This window comes from Cupriavidus sp. 09_S30, from assembly GCF_056930435.1.
This window is the reverse complement of the sequence record NZ_JBXOWI010000002.1, coordinates 2,909,016-2,927,334: the sequence shown is the minus strand read 5'-3', so window position 1 is coordinate 2,927,334 and position 18,319 is coordinate 2,909,016. Positions and strand designations below refer to the sequence as shown.

13 protein-coding genes are annotated in these 18,319 nt (G+C 64.8%); 9 read left to right on the top strand and 4 right to left on the bottom strand.

Going from position 1 to position 18,319, the window contains the following annotated elements:
- Positions 1 to 4: 4 nt before the first annotated feature.
- Genes tssK through AC1Z3O_RS33320 form a run of 5 tightly spaced genes read left to right on the top strand, consistent with a single transcriptional unit; the run spans position 5 to position 7,630 of the window.
- Entirely contained in the window at positions 5 to 1,348 is a 1,344-nt protein-coding gene (tssK, locus tag AC1Z3O_RS33340) for a type VI secretion system baseplate subunit TssK (RefSeq protein WP_483521341.1), read from the top strand.
- The gene (gene tssL, locus AC1Z3O_RS33335) at positions 1,345 to 2,640 is read left to right on the top strand and encodes a type VI secretion system protein TssL, long form (RefSeq protein ID WP_483521339.1); all 1,296 of its coding nucleotides are present in this window, start codon (positions 1,345 to 1,347) and stop codon (positions 2,638 to 2,640) included. The genes tssK and tssL overlap by 4 nt, the downstream gene beginning before the upstream one ends.
- A gap of 4 nt (positions 2,641 to 2,644) precedes the next feature.
- Positions 2,645 to 6,472: a type VI secretion system membrane subunit TssM gene (gene tssM, locus AC1Z3O_RS33330; protein ID WP_483521337.1), complete on the top strand. Its 3,828-nt coding sequence runs from the start codon at positions 2,645 to 2,647 to the stop codon at positions 6,470 to 6,472.
- On the top strand, positions 6,469 to 7,317 hold the full coding sequence (locus tag AC1Z3O_RS33325; protein WP_483521336.1) for a DotU family type IV/VI secretion system protein: 849 nt from the start codon (positions 6,469 to 6,471) through the stop codon (positions 7,315 to 7,317). Before tssM ends, AC1Z3O_RS33325 begins: the two co-directional genes overlap by 4 nt.
- Complete coding sequence (locus tag AC1Z3O_RS33320; RefSeq protein ID WP_483521334.1) at positions 7,253 to 7,630, top strand: OmpA family protein; 378 nt, start codon at positions 7,253 to 7,255, stop codon at positions 7,628 to 7,630. Before AC1Z3O_RS33325 ends, AC1Z3O_RS33320 begins: the two co-directional genes overlap by 65 nt.
- Positions 7,631 to 7,651: 21 nt before the next feature.
- Here AC1Z3O_RS33320 and pdxR read toward each other — a convergent pair whose 3' ends face one another.
- Positions 7,652 to 9,160 carry a MocR-like pyridoxine biosynthesis transcription factor PdxR gene (pdxR, locus tag AC1Z3O_RS33315; protein WP_483521332.1) on the bottom strand — a complete coding sequence of 503 codons (1,509 nt, stop codon included), beginning with the start codon at positions 9,158 to 9,160 and terminating at the stop codon, positions 7,652 to 7,654.
- 153 nt (positions 9,161 to 9,313) lie between these two features.
- Between pdxR and AC1Z3O_RS33310 the strand changes: the two genes are divergently transcribed.
- Positions 9,314 to 10,576 carry a 4-aminobutyrate--2-oxoglutarate transaminase gene (locus AC1Z3O_RS33310; RefSeq protein ID WP_483521330.1) on the top strand — a complete coding sequence of 421 codons (1,263 nt, stop codon included), beginning with the start codon at positions 9,314 to 9,316 and terminating at the stop codon, positions 10,574 to 10,576.
- Between the two features lie 246 nt (positions 10,577 to 10,822).
- On the opposite strand, the gene AC1Z3O_RS33305 is transcribed toward AC1Z3O_RS33310, so the two are convergent.
- The gene (locus AC1Z3O_RS33305) at positions 10,823 to 11,770 is read right to left on the bottom strand and encodes a LysR family transcriptional regulator (RefSeq protein WP_483521328.1); all 948 of its coding nucleotides are present in this window, start codon (positions 11,768 to 11,770) and stop codon (positions 10,823 to 10,825) included.
- Between the two features lie 142 nt (positions 11,771 to 11,912).
- Here AC1Z3O_RS33305 and AC1Z3O_RS33300 point away from each other — a divergent pair, with 142 nt between their 5' ends.
- Together AC1Z3O_RS33300 and AC1Z3O_RS33295 are read left to right on the top strand one after the other, a co-directional pair.
- The gene (locus AC1Z3O_RS33300; RefSeq protein ID WP_483521326.1) at positions 11,913 to 13,238 is read left to right on the top strand and encodes an MFS transporter; all 1,326 of its coding nucleotides are present in this window, start codon (positions 11,913 to 11,915) and stop codon (positions 13,236 to 13,238) included.
- Between the two features lie 52 nt (positions 13,239 to 13,290).
- Positions 13,291 to 14,598 (top strand): ArgE/DapE family deacylase, encoded by a 1,308-nt coding sequence (locus AC1Z3O_RS33295; protein ID WP_483521324.1) that lies wholly within the window; start codon positions 13,291 to 13,293, stop codon positions 14,596 to 14,598.
- A gap of 398 nt (positions 14,599 to 14,996) precedes the next feature.
- Here the strand turns inward: AC1Z3O_RS33295 and AC1Z3O_RS33290 are convergent, their stop codons facing one another.
- Both AC1Z3O_RS33290 and AC1Z3O_RS33285 read right to left on the bottom strand, forming a co-directional pair.
- Positions 14,997 to 15,338 (bottom strand): zinc ribbon domain-containing protein YjdM, encoded by a 342-nt coding sequence (locus tag AC1Z3O_RS33290; RefSeq protein ID WP_483521322.1) that lies wholly within the window; start codon positions 15,336 to 15,338, stop codon positions 14,997 to 14,999.
- 338 nt (positions 15,339 to 15,676) lie between these two features.
- A complete protein-coding gene (locus AC1Z3O_RS33285; protein ID WP_483522124.1) occupies positions 15,677 to 16,771 on the bottom strand; it encodes a 2,3-butanediol dehydrogenase in 1,095 nt (364 codons plus the stop codon).
- A 531-nt stretch (positions 16,772 to 17,302) separates the two neighbouring features.
- On the opposite strand from AC1Z3O_RS33285, the gene AC1Z3O_RS33280 reads away from it, so the two are divergent.
- Positions 17,303 to 18,313 carry a thiamine pyrophosphate-dependent dehydrogenase E1 component subunit alpha gene (locus AC1Z3O_RS33280; protein WP_483521320.1) on the top strand — a complete coding sequence of 337 codons (1,011 nt, stop codon included), beginning with the start codon at positions 17,303 to 17,305 and terminating at the stop codon, positions 18,311 to 18,313.
- Positions 18,314 to 18,319 lie beyond the last annotated feature (6 nt).

Sequence of the window (18,319 nt, the reverse complement as noted above, 5' to 3'; positions counted from 1 at the left end):
TTCCATGAGCTGGTACAACAAAGTCGTCTGGAGCGAAGGGCTGTTCCTGCGCCCGCAACTCTTCCAGCAGCAGGAGCGCTACCTGGAGCATTTTGCCCACAAGCGCGCCGCTGCATTGAGCCCGTTCTTCTGGGGGTTCCACCACTTCGCGATCGATGCGGAAGCGCTATCGCTCGGAAAGCTGGTCCTCTCGGGCGCCGCAGGCATCTTCCAGGACGGAACGCCGTTCGACGCGCCTGCGCACACCGCGCTGCCGGCGCCGCTGGCGCTTCGGCATGAACACCTGAACCAGACGATCTACCTGGCCGTGCCGATTCGCGCGCCAAACGCCGAGGAGACCAACTTCGAGGATGCACCCGATTCGCTCGCGCGGTACCGGGTCTTCGAGGAAGAGCTGCCGGATGCCAATTCGATCGCGCAAGGCCCGAAGCTGGTGCAGCTGGCGGACCTGCGGCTGCGCCTGCTGCCCGAGAAGGAGCTATCGGAATCCTGGATCGGTCTTCCCCTGACCAGGGTCACGGAGATTCGAGCGGACGGGAGCGCCCGCCTGGATGCCGGGTGGATCCCGCCGGTGAATGTCTACGCCGCAAGCGCGTTGCTGCACACCTGGCTCACCGAGGTCCATGGCCTGTTGCACCTGCGCGCCGATGCGATGGCAAAGCGATTGGCCGCGGCCAGCACGCGGGGTGGAGACGCCGCCGAAGTGTCCGAGTACCTGATTCTCCAGTTGCTGAACCGGTACGAACCGGTTCTGACGCATCTGCTGGAGGCCAAGGCCGCGTCGCCGGAAATGCTCTATCTGCAATTGGCGGCGCTGTCGGGCGAGCTGTCCACCTTCGTGCGTACCGATACCCGCCGGCCCATGGCGCACCCGGCCTATCGCCATGATGCCCCGCATGCTTGCCTGAAGCCATTGGTTGACGATCTGCGCCTCCTGCTGAACGTGGTCCTGGAGCGCGCAGCGCAGCGCATAGAGATCAAGGGGCAATCCCACGAAATACAGCTGGCGGTCCTGGAGCCCAGCGAGATCAAGCGCTTTGCCACCGTCGTGCTGGCGGTGAAGGCCCAGGTGCCGGCGGATCTGTTGCTGCAGCAATTCCCGGCGCAGACCAAGGTCGGGCCGTCCGAGCGCCTGCCCGAGCTGATCCGCTCCCATCTTCCTGGCGTTCCCTTGCAGCCGTTGCCGGTACCGCCGCGCCAGATTCCGTTCCATGCCGGCTACGTGTATTTCGAGCTGTCCCAGCAGCACCCGCTGTGGGAGCAGGTTGAACGCTATGGCGGCCTGGCCTTGCATGTGGCGGGCACCTTTCCCGAGTTGGAAATGGAGTTGTGGGGAGTACGGCAATGAGCGCAGCGCCGATGACAACGGGGAGTACCGCGCTGGATGCGCCGGTGCCACAGCGTCCTGCCAGGACGGACGAGGCAAGCCCGGGCGCCGCGGCGGCAGGCCCGGCCGAGCCGCACGATGCGCGCAAGTCCATCGAGCAGCGGGTGGAGGAAGTCTCGCGCGCAGTCAATCCCTTGCTGGCTGCGGCACGCCCGCTGCTGCGTGCCTTGGCAGACATGCCGGCATCGCTGCGCCAAGACGAGGCCGTCACGTGGAAATCGCTTCTGGCGCAAGAGGCGCGAGATTTCCAGACGGTCTGCGAGCGCGCCGATATCCGGCGCGAGCACATCATGGCGGCGCGATTCTGCTTGTGCACGGCGCTGGACGAGGCAGCCAACCGGGCGCCGTGGGGGCAGGATACCTGGGCGAACAACAGTCTGCTGATCCAGTTCCACGGGGAGACCGGCGGTGGCGAGAAGGTGTTCCAGTTGCTGGGCAGGTTGGTGGAAGCCCCAGCGGAGCACCTGGACGTGATCGAGGTGATCTATCAGGTCTTGTCGCTTGGCTTCGAGGGCCGCTATGCCGGGGCAGCCGATGGTCATCGCCAGCTCGATGCGATCCGGCAGCGGCTGCTGCATATGATCAGCGGTGCGCGCGGGAGCGTGCCGCGCGAGCTGTCGCCCCATTGGCAGGGCGCGGATGCCGGCCGGCTGGGCCACCTGCGCGCGATACCGATGTGGGTCACGGTCTCGGTGCTGGCGCTCGCGCTCCTTGCCCAGTTCGCCTGGTACAAGTACCAGTTGCTGCGCCGTACGCATGACCTCGAGCAGCAGATCCTTGCCATCACCAAGATTGCCGCGCCACCGCTGCCGGCAAAGACGGCGAGGCTGGCCGCGCTGCTCAAGGAGGAGATCGCGCGCGGCGTCGTCAGCGTACAGGAGGACGCGACGCGCAGCGCGGTCACGTTCCGCGGCGATGACATGTTCGATGGCGGGCGTGCCGATGTCAGCGCCAGGATCCTGCCGCTGCTGGACAAGGTGGCGGGGGAGATCAACAAGGTACCCGGCAAGGTGACGGTGATCGGCCACAGCGACAACGTTCCCATCCGGACGGCCGCATTCCCGTCGAATCAGGTGCTGTCCGAAGAGCGGGCGGCAACCGTTAGCGAGTACCTGGCCAGCAAGGGCGTGGCCAAGGGGCGTCTCGAAGCGGTCGGCAAGGGTGACTCGGAGCCGCTGGCCGACAACGCCACGCCGGCCGGCCGCGCGAAGAATCGGCGGGTTGAGATTGTCGTCACGCAGTCAGCGGGGTAAAGGCATGAAGTTCTTCACTCGAATCGCTACCGTGCTCTTCTCGCGGCACGCGTTTGCGCTTGTTGCCGTGCTGCTGGCGGCCGCCGCCATCTGGTGGATCGGCCCGCTGATCGGCATCAGCGGCATGTATCCGCTGGCGGGCCTCGGGGCAAGAGTCGCGGTCATCGCGCTGTTGCTGGCGCTCGCGCTCTTCTGGCTGCTGAAATGGCGGCTTTCCATCATCGCGGTCGCCGCGCTTTGCCTGTTGATCTGGAACGCAGGGCCTCTGCTTGCCATGGGCACCAGCCATCCGCTGGCGTCGGAATCGGCCCGCATCCTGCTGATTTCATCGCTCGTCTTCCTGCTCGCCGCTTACTTGCTGTACTTGCTCTGGCAACGCGCCCGCGGCGACGAAACCTTCGTGCAGAGCCTGCTGAATTTCGGCGGGAAACGCCAGGAGGTGGTAGCCAAGGAGGAGATCGCCAAGCTCGAAATTGCCATCCAGGCCGCATTGCGCCAGCTGAAAGGCATGCGGACCGGTAGCCGGATCGGCCGGCTGTTCGAGGGGCGCCGCTACCTCTACGAGTTGCCCTGGTACATGATGCTGGGCGCGCCGGGAGCGGGCAAGACGACGGCCTTGCTCAATGCGGGCCTGCAGTTTCCCATCGCCGAGCAGATGAGCCAGGCAGCACGCACTCGCGGGGCGACGACGCAAGCGCAGTGGTGGTTCACCAACGAGGCCGTCCTGATCGACACCGCGGGCTGCTATACCGCGCAGGCGCAAGGATCGGCAACCGTCCCGGCCGAATGGATGGGCTTTCTCGGCCTGTTGCGCAAGCACCGTCCCCGCGCGCCGGTTAACGGCGCGCTGGTCACGATCAGCGTGACGGATCTGCTCGCCTATTCGGCGCAGGCGCGGATTGGCGCAGCGGCCAGCATCCGGGCGCGCCTGGCCGAACTGCGCGAGGCGCTGGGGATCCGCTTTCCCATCTATGTGGTGATCACCAAGCTCGACCAGCTTGCCGGCTTCAGTGACTACTTCCAGTACCTGACCAGCGAAGGGCGGGCCCAGCCGTGGGGTTTCACCTTGCCGCTCATGAACCGCCGCCGGCGCGGACAGCCGGCGGTGGAATTGGCGGCCCAGTGCGGCGACGAGATGCGCGCGCTGGCCGCGCGGCTGCAAGCCGGGATGGATGGCCGGCTGTACGATGAGTTCGACCTAGGCCGGCGCAAGTCGCTCCTTGCCTTGCTCGACGAGCTCGACAGCCTGGCCGAGCCGCTTGTCGCCATGCTGGAGCAGATCTTCCTCGACTCGCGCTATGACGGCACCGAACGGGAAGCCATGCTGCGCGGGGTGTATTTCACCAGCGCCGCGCAGAGCGGAGATGCCGTAGTCGCGGATGCGGGGACCTTGCTCCGGCAACTGCAAGGCAATGCAGTACCCGGCGCGCAGGCTGTCGAGGTCACGACCGGCACTGCCGGGGGCAACCGCAGCTACTTCCTGCAGGATGTCTTCAAGCGCGTCATCGTGCCCGAATCGCATCTGGTCAAGCCGAACCTGCGCTGGGAGTTCCGCTTCCGCCTGTTGCGCCTGCTCAGTCCAGCGCTGGCGCTGGTGGTCTTCCTGTGGCTGTCCGCGGCGCTCTACATCAGCTTCGGCAGCAACCTCGGCTACCTGGAAATGGGGCAGGAGAAAGCCAAGGCGCTGGCGACCACGATGACCGCCTACTACAAGAAGCCGCAACCTGACGCGATACCCGGGGTGCTGGCCGCGGCGCGCGATCTGCCAGCCTATGCTGGCCTCGATCTGGCCGACCCCGCCGGCGACTGGCGCTATGGTCTTTACAGCGCGCCGCCTGTGCGGGACGTGTCTGGCCGGGCCCACGCCTGGCTGGAGGACAAGCTGCTGGTGCCCTATCTGGTGCAGAGGGTGGAATCGGTGCTGGCCACCGCCGTCAAGCAGCGCGATGCCAAGCGAACCTATGACACCCTGCGGGTCTACCTGATGCTGCACAACAAGGGCAAGTTCAATGCGGCCGACGTGCGTAACTGGGTGCAAAGCGACTGGGCGAACGGCGACGGCGCGGATGCCTTCGGTGGGCGGGTGGCTGTCCTCGAACACCTGGACAGCCTGCTGCAAGGCAGTCGGGCGGTAGTGTCGCCCGCCCCCAGGAACGAGGCGCTGGTCCGCTCGGCGCGGGAGTTCCTGGATGGCAACACCTCAGTTGAGCGCCTGTACGACCGCGCCAAGGCAGCCATGATGGAAGAGGCGCCGCAGGATTTCACGCTGGTGCGTGCGGTCGGGCCCCAGGCCGGCATCGTATTCACCCGGGCCAGCGGCGAGTCGCTGGAGCGGGGTATCCCTGGCTTGTTCACGTATGCCGGCTATCACGAGCTGTTCAATGTCCGGCTGGCGGAATTCGTCGGCAAGGCTCAGGCGGCTGATGCCTGGGTGATGGGCAGGGAAGCGGGGGCCAGCGCTCAAAAAAAAACACTGGAGGGCGCCGCGGCACGGCTTAGCGGAAATGATCCGATGGCGCGGGAGATCCGGCGTCTCTACCTGGAAGAATATGCCCGGTACTGGGAGACATTCCTGGGCGATATCCGGACCGTAACGGGGAACAACCTGGCCTTCGATCTTGAGATCCTGCGAACGTTTGCCGCCCCGGACTCTCCACTGGCCAGGCTGGCGCGGGAGGCAGTGCAAGAGACCACGCTCAGCCGGCCAATGGCCGATCCAGAGGACAGGTCGTTGGCCGAGAAGGCACTGTCTGCCTTGGAAAAGAAGACCGATAAGGCCGGCGCCTTGACGGCGCGCGCCGAAGCCCGCCAGGAACGCGAGATCGTCGACCAGCGCTTCGCCGCGCTGCGCGAGGTGGTCACCGGCCAGGCGGATGTGGTCGCCGCAGGCGGGCAGTCCGGCGCCGCCAAGTCGCAGCTGGACGCCATCGCCGGCATGGTCAATGCCTACTACACCAGTCTGGTTGTGGCCAACAATGCCTTGATCACCCGTACCCTGCCGCCGCCCGCGGATGCCGCCGCCCAGCTGCGCATGGAGGCGGCCAAGCTGCCGGCACCGTTCAAGTCGGTGCTGGCCGATCTGGTGGTGCAGGGGACACGGGATGTCAACAAGGGCGTCGGCGACATCCTGATCGCGCAGATGGATGCCGTCATCGGAGAAAGCTGCCGCAGCGCCATCGACGGCAAGTACCCGTTCGCGCCAACCTCGATGCAGGACGTCGACCCGGAGGATTTCGCGCGCATCTTCGCCGCCGGCGGCGTGCTGGACGACTTCTTCCAGAAGGTGCTGGCGCCGCACGTGGACACCACCATCACGCCTTGGCGCTACAAGCTGACGGCTCCGGACGTGCCGCCGGTCGCCGGCCCGAGCCTGGTGCCGTTCCAGCGCGCCAAGGCGATCCGCGAGGTGTTTTTCCGTGACCCGGGGGCCAGGAAGATGGCCTGGAAAGTCGACCTGAAGGTGGTCGAGTTCGATCCCGAGATCGTTGAGCTCAACATGGATTTCGATGGACAAAGCCAACGCTATGTCCATGGTCCGGTCGCCCCGCTCAAGGTGACCTGGCCAGGGCCGCGTGGCGGGCAGGGCGCGGAGATCACCGCCAGCCCGCGCGTCCGCCCGGATACCTCGACCCTGGCCGCCAACGGTCCGTGGGCGCTGATGCGAGTCATTGCCAAGGGCAAGCTGGCTGGCTCGGCCACCGCCAGCCACTTCCTGGCCGAGTATGAGTTCGATGGCCGCAAGGCCAAGCTCGATATCCAGACCGGGAGCCTGGCCAACCCATGGACGACCGGTCTGCTGCAAGGCTTTCAATGCCCCGGGAGGTCCGGATGATGGTGCCCATGCATGTGCCGTTTTCCCAGAATCACCTGCTCAGACTGGCGCAGCCGTTGTTCTGGGTGCTCGATGAACTGTCGCCCGAGCTGGAGTCGCCCGCCCGGCTGGACGCGCTGCAAGCGGAAGCACGGGCAAGGCTGGCGGCATTCCGGCAAGCCTGCGACGCAGCCGCCAGGGCGTGGGAGGACGTCGAGGCGATTCACTATTGTTTCTGCGCAGCGCTGGACCAGGCGGGAAGCCGTGTGCGCGGACGCGCGAACCAATGCAAGGGCATGTGGCTTCAACACGGCCTGCTGAGGGAGGGCTATGGCGAAAACAGCGGCGGGCAGCACTGCCGGGCCTGGCTCGCCCGATTGCAGGAAGACGCGCCAGCGCATGCCGATGCCCTGGAAGTCATCGGGCATTTGATCGAGCGTGGGTTGCAGGATGAACGTGGCGTGTCGCTCGCCGATACGCTGCCAGCCATCCGCTCGGTAGCGCGCTCGCACAGACACCCCGCCGGGCCCCGCGGATTACCGCATTGGCGTGGTTTGCCTCCGGCCGATCCCATCGCGGGCCACCTTGCAGGCGCCCGCATGCCTGCAAGGTGGCCTCTGGTCCTGATCGGCGTCTTGCTGATCGCGGCGCTGGCCTATCTCGCGTATCGCCAATATGCGGACAGTCAGGTCCTGGCACAAAGGGTGGACCAGCTCTCGGCCCAGATCGCTGCCCAACGAGATCCGCTGGAGGAGCGCTTGGCATTGGCTGGCACCAGGGCTCGCCACCGGTGTCATCAGCATGGACAGGAGGGGGGATCGGATCTACCTCGCATTCAGCGGCGACGCCGGCTTTGCAGCCGGTAAGGCCGACCTCACTCTGATACTGACTCAGCAACTTGATCAGGTCGCGGCGGTGCTGGCCGATACCGCAAGTCGGATTTCCGTGGTCGGGCATGCCGACGACTCGCTGGGACCGGCGGGTTCCCAGGCGTTGAACCGGGCAGTGTCGGAAGCCAGGGCAATGGCCGTTGCGCGATATCTGCAGGCACGTGGCCTGATGCCATCGCGGGTATCGACCGTTGGCCGTGGGTCAGCGGAGCCGGTCGGCGACAACCGGACCGAGGCAGGCCGGGCCTTGAACCGGCGCGTGGAGATCGTCGTCGATCGCGCCTCGTAGGGGATCGCGGCAGCGCGCACTTCAACGCAGTTTCGTAGCAGGCGCCAGGCAGGCGAGCAATCTCTCGAACGCGGGCCCGATTTCCTCCTCCGGCACGCAGGCATAGCCCAGGAGAAGCCCGCGTTGCACGGCGCCGCCTCCGATGAAGTAGCGTGACAACGGCCGCACCACGACACCATTCAGTCCTGCCTTCGCTGCGATGGCCACATCGTCGGCATCGTTTGGTAGGCGCAGCACCACATGCAGGCCCGCATTGCTGTCGCACGGATGCAGCGCGCCCGGGCTCAGGTAGCGCTCGATAAGCCCCGTCAGGATCGCGCGGCGCCGGCCGTACAGCAAACGCATGCGGCGGATATGCGCCGCATACTCGCCGCTGCGGATGAACTCTGCCAGGGCGGCCTGCGTGATGAGGTGGCCGGCGCGGTACAGCTCGCTGTGGCCGGTCTGGAAATCTGCGGCGAGCCGGCGCGGCAGCACCAGGTAGCCCATGCGCAGTCCCGGGTAGAGCGTTTTGCTGAAGGTGCCGATGTAGATCACCGGCGCGTCCGGCTCCAGTCCCTGCAGCGAAGGAATGGGCTGGCCGGCGTAGCGGAACTCGCTGTCGTAGTCGTCCTCCACGATCCAGCTGCCATGCCGGCGCGCCAGTTCCAGCAGTGCACGGCGGCGCCTGAGGCTCATGACCGCCCCCAGCGGATACTGGTGCGAGGGCGTGACGAAGAGGAAGCGCGGCGCGCACGCATGCCCTGTGGTGTCGTCCTCGGGCAAGCACAGCCCCTCTTCGTCGACAGGCGTCGGCTGCGGAACGATTTCGTTCATCTCCAGCACGCTGCGGATGCCCCAGTAGCAGGGCTCTTCCACCCAGGCGTGGTCGCCAGGCGAGCCGAGCAGGCGCAGGACGAGATCGATGGCCTGGTGGATACCTTCCGTGATCAGGACCTGTCCAGGTTCGCAATGCACCGAGCGGGCCACCCGCAGGTGCTCCGACAGCGCGGCACGCAGCGCGGGCAGGCCGCCGCCCTGGCTGTAGCTGAGCCATTCGGGGGGCGGCCGGCGCCACAGCCGCGCCGTGATCTGGGCAAAGCGCTGGTGCGGGAAGCGTGTCACGTCGGGCACCCCCGGCATGAAGGCGCCCCACTGTGTGGTCGCAGCGGAAGCGCTGGAGAGCAGGCGCCTGCCGCGCGGCGACAGGCCCGGCATTTCCGTCTGGCGCGCTGCGCCGGCAAGCGGCTCGCCCGCATTGAGGTAGCGCTCCGGGGCGGTGCTGGCAACGAAGGTCCCGCGGCCGGTGCGCGCGTGCACATAGCCTTCGGCCAGCAGTTGCTCGTAGGCAAACATCACCGTATTGCGGGAGAGACCCAGCTCCGCCGCCAGGTCGCGTGACGGCGGCAGACGCATGTCCGGGCTCAGGCTGCCGTCCTGGATAGCCCCCCGGATGCACTCGTACAGGCCCCGGTTGAGCGGCTTGCCCAGTGCTGCGATGCCGTCACCGCCCAGGCGCTGAAGCAGCAGGTCAGCGCAGATCGAACTCAAATTGGCACCATTAGATTTATTGATTTGGCACTCGATTGTAGGGCCAAAACTGGATGAAATGCGATCACGCCGGTCGCCACCCGTTCGCTAGCTCGCGTTTCCGCCGGGCGGTCAACTAGTGGCCGACCACAGACATCAACGGAGATCCCCACAATGAACAACCTCGAACTGAACCAGCGCCGCGCCAGCGCCACGCCGCGCGGTGTCGGCGTGATGTGCGACTTCTATGCAGAGCAGGCCGAGAACGCCACGCTCTGGGATGTGGAAGGCCGCGCCTTCACCGACTTTGCTGCCGGCATCGCCGTACTTAACACGGGACATCGTCATCCGCGCGTGATGGCGGCGGTGGCAGCCCAGGCGGAGCGGTTTACCCATACGGCCTATCAGATCGTGCCTTACGAGAGCTACGTGGCACTGGCCGAGCGCATCAACGCGCTGGCGCCCGTCGACGGGCCGGCCAAGACCGCCCTGTTCACCACCGGCGCCGAGGCCGTCGAGAACGCGGTGAAGATCGCCCGCGCCTACACCGGTCGCCCCGGCGTGATTGCCTTCAGCGGCGGCTTCCACGGCCGCACCATGCTTGGCATGGCGCTCACCGGCAAGGTCGTGCCATACAAGGTCGGCTTCGGCCCCTTTCCGTCGGACATCTACCACGTACCCTTCCCCAGTGCGTTGCACGGGGTCAGCACCGCGCAGTCGCTGCATGCCATTGAAAGCCTGTTCAAGACCGACGTCGAGCCGGGCCGGGTGGCTGCCATCATCATCGAGCCGGTGCAGGGTGAGGGCGGGTTCCAGCCCGCTCCCGCGGAGCTGATGGAAGGCCTGCGCGCAATCTGCGATCGGCACGGCATCTTGCTGATCGCCGACGAAGTCCAGACCGGCTTCGGCCGCACCGGGCAGCTGTTCGCCATGTCGCACTACAAGGTGCGCCCGGACCTGATCACCATGGCCAAGAGCCTGGCCGGCGGCATGCCGCTGTCAGGCGTGTGCGGGCGCGCGGAGATCATGGACGCGCCCTTGCCTGGCGGCCTGGGTGGCACCTACGCGGGCAACCCGCTGGCCGTGGCGGCCGCGCACGCTGTGCTTGACGTCATAGCGGAAGAATCCCTGTGCGAACGCGCCGACACGCTTGGCAAGCAACTCCGCCGACACCTCGATGAGGCACGCGCGTACTGCCCCGCGCTGGCGGAAGTGCGCGGCGTCGGCTCGATGGTGGCAGCGGAATTCGTCGATGCCACTGGCGCGCCGAGCGCGGAGGAAGCAAAGCGCGTGCAGCAGCGCGCGATGGAGGCCGGCCTGCTGCTGCTGACCTGCGGCACCTACGGCAACGTGATCCGTTTCCTCTATCCGCTGACCATCCCGCAGTCGCAGTTCGACGCAGCCCTTGCGGTGCTCGCCCGGGCCCTTGCAAAGTAAAGACAGGGCGCAGCCAGGCCCCTCAGTGGTCTCACCGGTCCATGGAAGCCATGTCGGCCGGCGTTCGCGTGATGGGTCGCTGGATATCTATATCTATTAGGCAGTCTTCGAGGCAGTCTTCGCCGACCTGTGGCCAGGATCGGCGAAGCGCCTCATACGCGGCCAGTTCCCGGTCGCAGTGACGGAGCCAGGCGTGTTCATGTCGTCGCATGCGAGCATGAGGACAGGCGCCCATGATGCGCAGGCCTAGCCATCCAGTGCCGGCGGCGCTCCGCTGTCTTGTGCAAAAGACCGGAATGCCTGCGCCACAAAATCGATCATGCGGGCGGTGAGCGGGGCAGCCTGCACCCCGGCTCTCGTCACGATTCCGAAGCGGGCGCCCCCCTGAACGGGAACGGAAAGCTCCACCTCCACCAGCTTTCCCTCTCGCAATTCATCACGCACCACAGGACGGCTGGCCAGCAGGATCGCGTCACTGTGTGCCGTGGCCAGCAGGATGTCTTCGAAGCTGTCGCTTTCCATGCTGATCCGCGTCGAAAAGCTCTCCTTCATGGCCGAGTGGCGCTGCAAGCTGGCAAGGGCGAACGGTGACAGGCTCGTACTGGCGATTGGGTAGCGGCTCAGCGCATACAGCGAGACGGCCGTCCCTTTGGCCAATGGATGTCCCGCGCGGCAAAAAAAGCCGATGGGCCACTGGGGCAGATCCCGGATCTCGAGGTTGCCGCGGTCCTCCAGGACATCGAGCGGAGCGATGTCCGCGCAGAAAAAGTCCAGGAGCCCCTCATGCAGCATCTGCAACAGGCGCTCAGTCGCACCCCGGCGAATGCAGATGCGGGAACCTTCGGCCAGCTTGCCGCCCTCCACGATCAGGCGTGCCGCGAGCAGTCTTGCCGGCGTCGCGCCCAGGCCGATGGTGACCTCTCCGTATTCTCCCCGGACCATATGGCGGATCTCGTCGCGCATGTGGACGGTATCGGAGAGGATGCGCCGCGCACGCGCCACCACAGTTTGTCCATACGGTGTGATTTGCACACCGTGCGCGTCGCGCGCGAACAGCGTCACGCCCAGCTCGTACTCGAGTGCTTTGATGCTTCGTGAGAACGCCGGCTGGCTCAGGTTGACCAGTTCGCAGGCCTTGCCGAAGTGAAGCGTATCGGCCAGCGCCACGGCATGCTGCAGCTTCTTGATGTCCATCCGGACGCCTCGCAAATGCACTGGAAGAAAGATGTTTGGTTATTATGCAATGCCTGCATCGATATCGCCGAAATTTCGCATTGGATTGCATCGTCGTGGCTATCTAATATCCGGGGCTATTAGATAAAAGGAGACAGCCCGCATGAACCCCGGCAACCAATCCCTTGCCGCCGACAGCATTCCCGAGGTGGTTCGGGTGCCGCGGCGCCAGCCCATCAAAGCGGGGCTCGGTGCATTCGTCGGCACCACGATCGAGTGGTATGACTTCTACATCTTCGCCACCGGCGCCTCCCTGATCTTCGGGCAGATCTTCTTTCCCGCCGGCAATCCCTTCCTTGCCACCCTGGGCGCCCTGGGCACATTCGCCGTCGGATTCTTCGCGCGGCCCCTGGGTGCCGTGCTGTTCGGCTCCATGGGCGATCGGATCGGCCGCCGCAACGTGCTGGTCGCCACGCTTCTGCTGATGGGGGTCTCGACCGTGCTGATCGGGCTATTGCCGACTTACAAGCAGGTAGGCATCCTCGCTCCGGTCCTGCTGGTAGTGCTGCGCATTGCACAAGGCATCGCGGTCGGCGGCGAATGGGGCGGCGCGGTACTGGTCGCATCCGAGCATAGCCCCGAAGGGCGCAAAACGTTTTTCGCCTCCTTGCCGCAGATGGGAAGCCCCGCCGGGATGATTCTCTCGATCCTGGCCTTTCGCGCGATCATGTCCCTGCCGCAGGATGCGCTGATGGATTGGGGGTGGCGACTGCCGTTTCTGGCCAGCGCAGCCCTGATGATCGTCGGACTGCTGATCCGGCATGGTGTGGACGAGACGCCCGAGTTCGAACAAGCGCGCAAACGTGCACCGAAGCGGAACTCCGCATGGAGCGTGATCCGGCAGATGCCCGTGCAACTCCTGCTGGCGGCCGGCGCGAATACGCTGGGCATCGCGGCAGTGTATTTCGGCTCGGTGTTCATGCTCACCTATACGACGCAGTATCTGCACCTGCCTCGCACCATGATCCTGGACTGCATCTTCATTACCACGGTCATGCAGTTGTGCATTTCGCCGGTCGGCGCGTGGCTGGCAGACCGCGTCGGCACCGGCCGGTTCCTGATCATCACGAGCTTGTCGACGGTCGTGACCGCCTTCGCCATGTATGCGCTGATCAATGTCGGAACGATGCAAGCGATTCTTCTGGGCATGGGTATCAACATCATCTTCGGCGCGTCGTTCTATGCGGCCATCTCCGGCTTCTCGGCATCGCTGTTTCCCACGGAAGTCCGCTATGCGGCTGTGTCGATTGCCTACCAGGGCTGCGCCGCGATTGCAGGTGGGCTGACGCCGATGCTCGGCACCATTCTGGCCGAGGTATTCCCCGGAAACTGGGTGCCGCTGGCAGCCGCCTATGCCTGCACCGCCTTGATCTCCGCAGCCTGCATCAGCGCGCTCCTCGTCCGTAGCCGTCGGCAGCAAGCGGCTTGAAGCCGCTAGCGATTGAACACGTCCCCCACGAATATTCACTGGAGTTTGCGGTATGAGCGCAACAAGCGGAATTTCTCGCGCTGAATTGAGCGTCGAGGCACTCAAGGACAAGGTCCATGGCGCGCAAGACGAGATTGTGGCGATGCTGGAGCGTCTGGTCAGCATTCCTTCCCTGCTGGGCGATGAAGGCCCGGCGCAATCCTATATGCGTTCGGTATTCGAATCGCTCGGCCTGGAAATCGACGAGTTCGAGGTCGACGATGAGGCCATCGCGAAACACCCTGCCTATTCGCCCGCCATCACAAGTTATGCCGGGCGGCCTAACGTCATCGGCGTGCACAAGCCGAAGCATGGCACTCATGGCCGCTCGCTCATCCTGAACGGGCATATCGACGTCGTGCCGGTAGGTGACGAGGCGCTATGGACTCGCCCCCCCTTCGAGCCGGCGGTGGTGGACGGTCGCCTCTACGGCCGAGGCGCCTCCGACATGAAGGCTGGCATCGTGGCCTACACGAAGGCGTTCAAACTGCTCAGGGACATGGGCTACGAACCGGCGGCGCCGGTCTACCTGCAGTCCGTCATCGAAGAGGAATGCACCGGCAATGGCGCGCTGGCGTGCCTGATGCGAGGCTACGAAGCCGACGCGGCGATCATTCCGGAACCGACCTCCGGCTGCATCATGGATACCCAGGCAGGCGTGACCTGGTTCGACCTGGATGTCAGCGGCCTGCCCGCACACGCTGCCCTGGCCACGGAAGGGTGCAGCGCGATTGAGTTCGTCTGGTACCTGTACCAGGCAATCAAGAAACTCGAAGCAAAGTGGAACGAGCCGTGCTGCCGCCACCACCGCTTCGCTGACGTTCACCACCCCATCAACTTCAACCTGGGCGTCATCAACGGCGGCGAGTGGGCCTCATCGGTAGCGACGCGCTGCCACGCAGAGATCCGCATCGGCTACTACCCGGGCATGAGCGCGGACGAAGCCATCGAAGCCGTGAAGGGGGCCATTCACGAAGCATTCGAAGCGCACCCGCATAAGGAAGCGTTTCATTGGGCAATCACCAATCGTGGTTTCAAGTCCGATGGGTTCGCGCTTGACCGGGACATTCCGCTGATCGAGACACTGCGGGAATGCCACGCCGAAGTGTTGAATGCCCCTGCATCGTTCATCAGCTTTGCCGGCACGACCGACGCAAAGTTCTTCAACCTGTATGGAACCACGCCTGCGCTCTGCTATGGCCCTCCGGGCAAGAACATGCATGGCATCGACGAGTCCGTTGCCATCACCGACGTGGTGCAATTGACCACCGTCATCGCGTGGTTCATTGCGCGCTGGTGCGGACTCAATCGAATCGCTTGATCCCGTTTCGCGTGGGGGGCATGCCTTGGTCCATGGCGGCCTTGGCCGCGTAGGGCATGGCTTCCTCCGATCCAGCCACAAATCCTGAGCGCAGCCGGCCGCTGCCGGTGGCCAAGAGCGTCTATCTCAATGGACGCTTGCAGACCACGACATACTGACATACGGGCAGGTAGACTTCCCGCGCAGTTGGGTGCAGCACAGCGTCCCGCTGATCGCGGCGCGCGAGCCATGCGCTGGAAGGCCGCGTCCAACGGTCGGAGGTCAATAGAGCAGCGGGATGCACCCGCTGCCGGGTGCTCAGTGGGTGCTCAGAAGGCGCACAGTGGGCGGGCGGCGGTCCGCCGCCCGCAGGTGCAAAGCAGTCGGCCAACTGCCCGCAACGCTGTGCCGGCCTTCCGTCAAACCTTCTTCACGAACTCCGATTTCAGGCTCATGGCGCCAAAGCCATCGATCTTGCAATCGATATCGTGGTCGCTGTCCACCAGGCGAATGTTCTTCACCTTGGTACCCATCTTGACCACACCAGCGGATCCCTTCAGCTTCAGATCCTTGATGACCGTGACGGTATCTCCGTCCTGAAGGACATTGCCGGCGGAATCGCGATGAACCCGGGCCTCCGATTCGGCGGGCGCTGCTGCCTGCGCGGACCATTCATGGGCGCATTCCGGGCAGATGAAGAGGCCACCGTCTTCGTAGGTGAACTCGGAGTTGCATTTGGGGCAGGGGGGAAGCGTGCTCATGTTGGATCCTTTGTTGCTTGGCGTAGGCCGTATAAGGGCATAAGTATACTGGCCCGCTTGATGGGGCTCCTTGCGGTCGGGTTGGCGCGGGCCCTGGTTTCGTGGCTTGGCGTGCGTTCAAGTGAATCGGAGTCGTGCGGTGAAGCCCGCAACGTGATGCATTGCACGGGCGCGCAAATCGTCAGGACGCTGACCTTGCCTTGACTCCGGGCGACCGGCCAACCATCGGCCGCACCGGATGCTCATGGATATCGGGGGCGAGGGCGCACGCAGCGCCTTGTCGATGGCGGGCGCGTTCTACGACATGATGCTGCGTGCGAGGGTGATCGATGTGGGTGTCAGGCGGTCAGGCCGTCAACCTGCCCATCGAATCTGCCAATCGGCTGGACAATGATCTTGACGTTGCCATCCTTGTTGTTGACAAGTTCCTCGAAGCCCTGCGACACAATGTCGGCGAGGGAGATCCGCCCACTGATCAGCGGCTGTACGTCGATGCGACCATCTGCGATAAAGCGAATCACATCGGCGAATTCGCCGTTGTAGGCGAGTGATCCGATCAGCTCCTTTTCCGTCGCGACGATCTCGAAGAAATTGAATGAGCTTGCCTCTTCGAAAATGCCAACCATCACGCATTTCCCCGCTTTGCGGATCACGTCGATGGCAAGCTTGGCCGTGGCCTTGTTGCCGATACACTCGAATGACACATCCGCTCCGTAGCCGCCGGTCAGCGCCTTGACCTCCGCGATCGCGTCGCATTCCTTCGGATCAATGACGACGGTGGCGCCGACCTCCAGCGCCTTCTTCTTGCGCGCCGACGACATTTCCAGCGCGATGATCCGCCCTGCGCCGGCTGCCTTGGCGCACATGATCGTGCATAGGCCAATGGTGCCGGCGCCCACCACTACAACGGTCTGACCGACGATATTGCCGGCCTTCTTTACCGCATGGAGGCCTACCGCCAGCGGTTCGATCAGCGCGCCTGCCTCCGTGGGAAAGCCTTCCGGCAGCTTGTAGAGCAGTTCCGCAGGCACGTTGACGTATTCCGCAAATGCACCGTTGTTCATCAGTCCGGTGAACGCAAGGTTTTCGCAGATGTTGTACAGGCCATGGGTGCAGTAATAGCATTTCCCGCAATGCTGGCAGGCATCAGCGGCGACGTGTTCGCCAACGTTGAAGCCGGTAACGCCAGCCCCGAGTTCAGCGATTTCCCCGCTGAATTCGTGGCCGAGAATGCACTGTCCCTTCAGGCCGGTGAGTGGGTGGGGTTGATCGACCGGTATAAACACCGGGCCCGCGAGATATTCATGCAGATCCGAGCCGCAGATGCCACACCAATGCACGCGGATCTTTACCCATCCCTCGGCGGGTGTCCCGGGAGCGGGGACCTCCTCAACGCGGACATCACGGCGACCGCGCCATACAGCGGCCTTCATGCTTGACTGATGCACCGAATCTTCTTTGCTCACGGCTGCGTCTCCATCGTGGTTTGAACGGTTTGCGACGGAGGCCGCGCGGCGTCGCGCCTGACATGGCCTTCGTGCAGCAACCATTCCGCAGGAACCATGCCAGTGAAGATGGCGTGTGAAGTCCGCTTGCGAAGGCGCTTTGTGGCCTGCAGCGCAGCAAGCGCGGGACGCCGGCATGACGGACCGGGCACGGCTTCGTTTGTGCAATTTGTGCGATGCGCCACGATCCCGGCGACGACCCTCAGTCGGCTCGGCGCACCGCGACAAGTGTCGCGCTCGACGAGACATTTGTCTCGTCGCCTGCTGCGACAAGGCAGCTGTCCACTTCCTTGAAAAAGGCTCTCTCCCATCCCGAAGAACCGCGTCCTGCCGGGCTTTGCAGCCTTCCACCGATGCCATGAAGCGCGCGCGTCGACGCTGGCATCTCTCTTGCAATAGTTGGCCGTCCGGCAAGGCGCCGGTCGCTGAAACGCATGCGAAAGCAAGAGGAGACATCAGATGGAACCCACACGCAGCCATCTTCTGTGGATGTACGAGAAGATGATCGAGATCCGGCTGTACGAAGAGACCATGGCCCGCGTCTACCTGGAAGGCAAGTTGCCGCCGAAGATCCAGAAAGGCCTGGCCTTCGACATCGGTGCCGGCCCGGTGCCGGGCGAAATGCACCTGTCGGCCGGACAGGAACCGGTCGCCGTGGGCGTTTGCGCACACCTGCGGCCCGAAGACACGGTGGTCGGCGCCCACCGATCGCACCACTTCGCGATTGCCAAGGGCGTACCGCTCGATGCCATGACTGCCGAGATGTTCGGCAAGGCAACGGGCTTGGGCCGCGGCAAGGGTGGCCATATGCACCTGTTCCATGCCGAGACCAAGTTCTCTTGCAGCGGCATTGTCGGTGCGAGTTCGCCGCAGGCCTGCGGCGCCGCGCTCGCCGCACGCAAACTCGGCAAGGACTGGGTCGCGGTGTCCTTCTTTGGCGAGGGCGCGGCCAACCAGGGATCATTTCACGAATCGCTGAACCTGGCTGCGCTATGGAAGCTGCCGGTGATCTTTGTCTGCGAGGACAACAAGTACGGCATCTCGGTGGAGAAAACCGCATCCACCGCAGTGCCTACCAATGAGATTCGCGCCGCTGGCTATGGCATGCCGGGCGTGCTGGTGGAGCGCAATGACGCAGTGGCCGTCTACCGTGCCGCCGGCGAGGCCGTGGCGCGCGCGAGGCGCGGTGACGGCCCCACCCTGATCGAGGTCAAGACCGACCGTTATCTCGGCCACTTCCAGGGCGACCCGGAAACCTATCGCCCGCGCGATGAGGCCAAGACCTTGCGCAGCGCTGACCCGATCGGGATCCTCGGCGCCGAGTTGCGCACCAGCGGGCTGCTCGGCGATGACGCTGAAGCCGCAATGCGCGCAGCGGTTGCCGCCCGTGTCGAAGCCGCGTACGAATTCGGGCGCAACAGCCCCTATCCCGCACCCAGCGACGCGCTGCAGCACGTCTTCGTGCAGTAAGCCTCG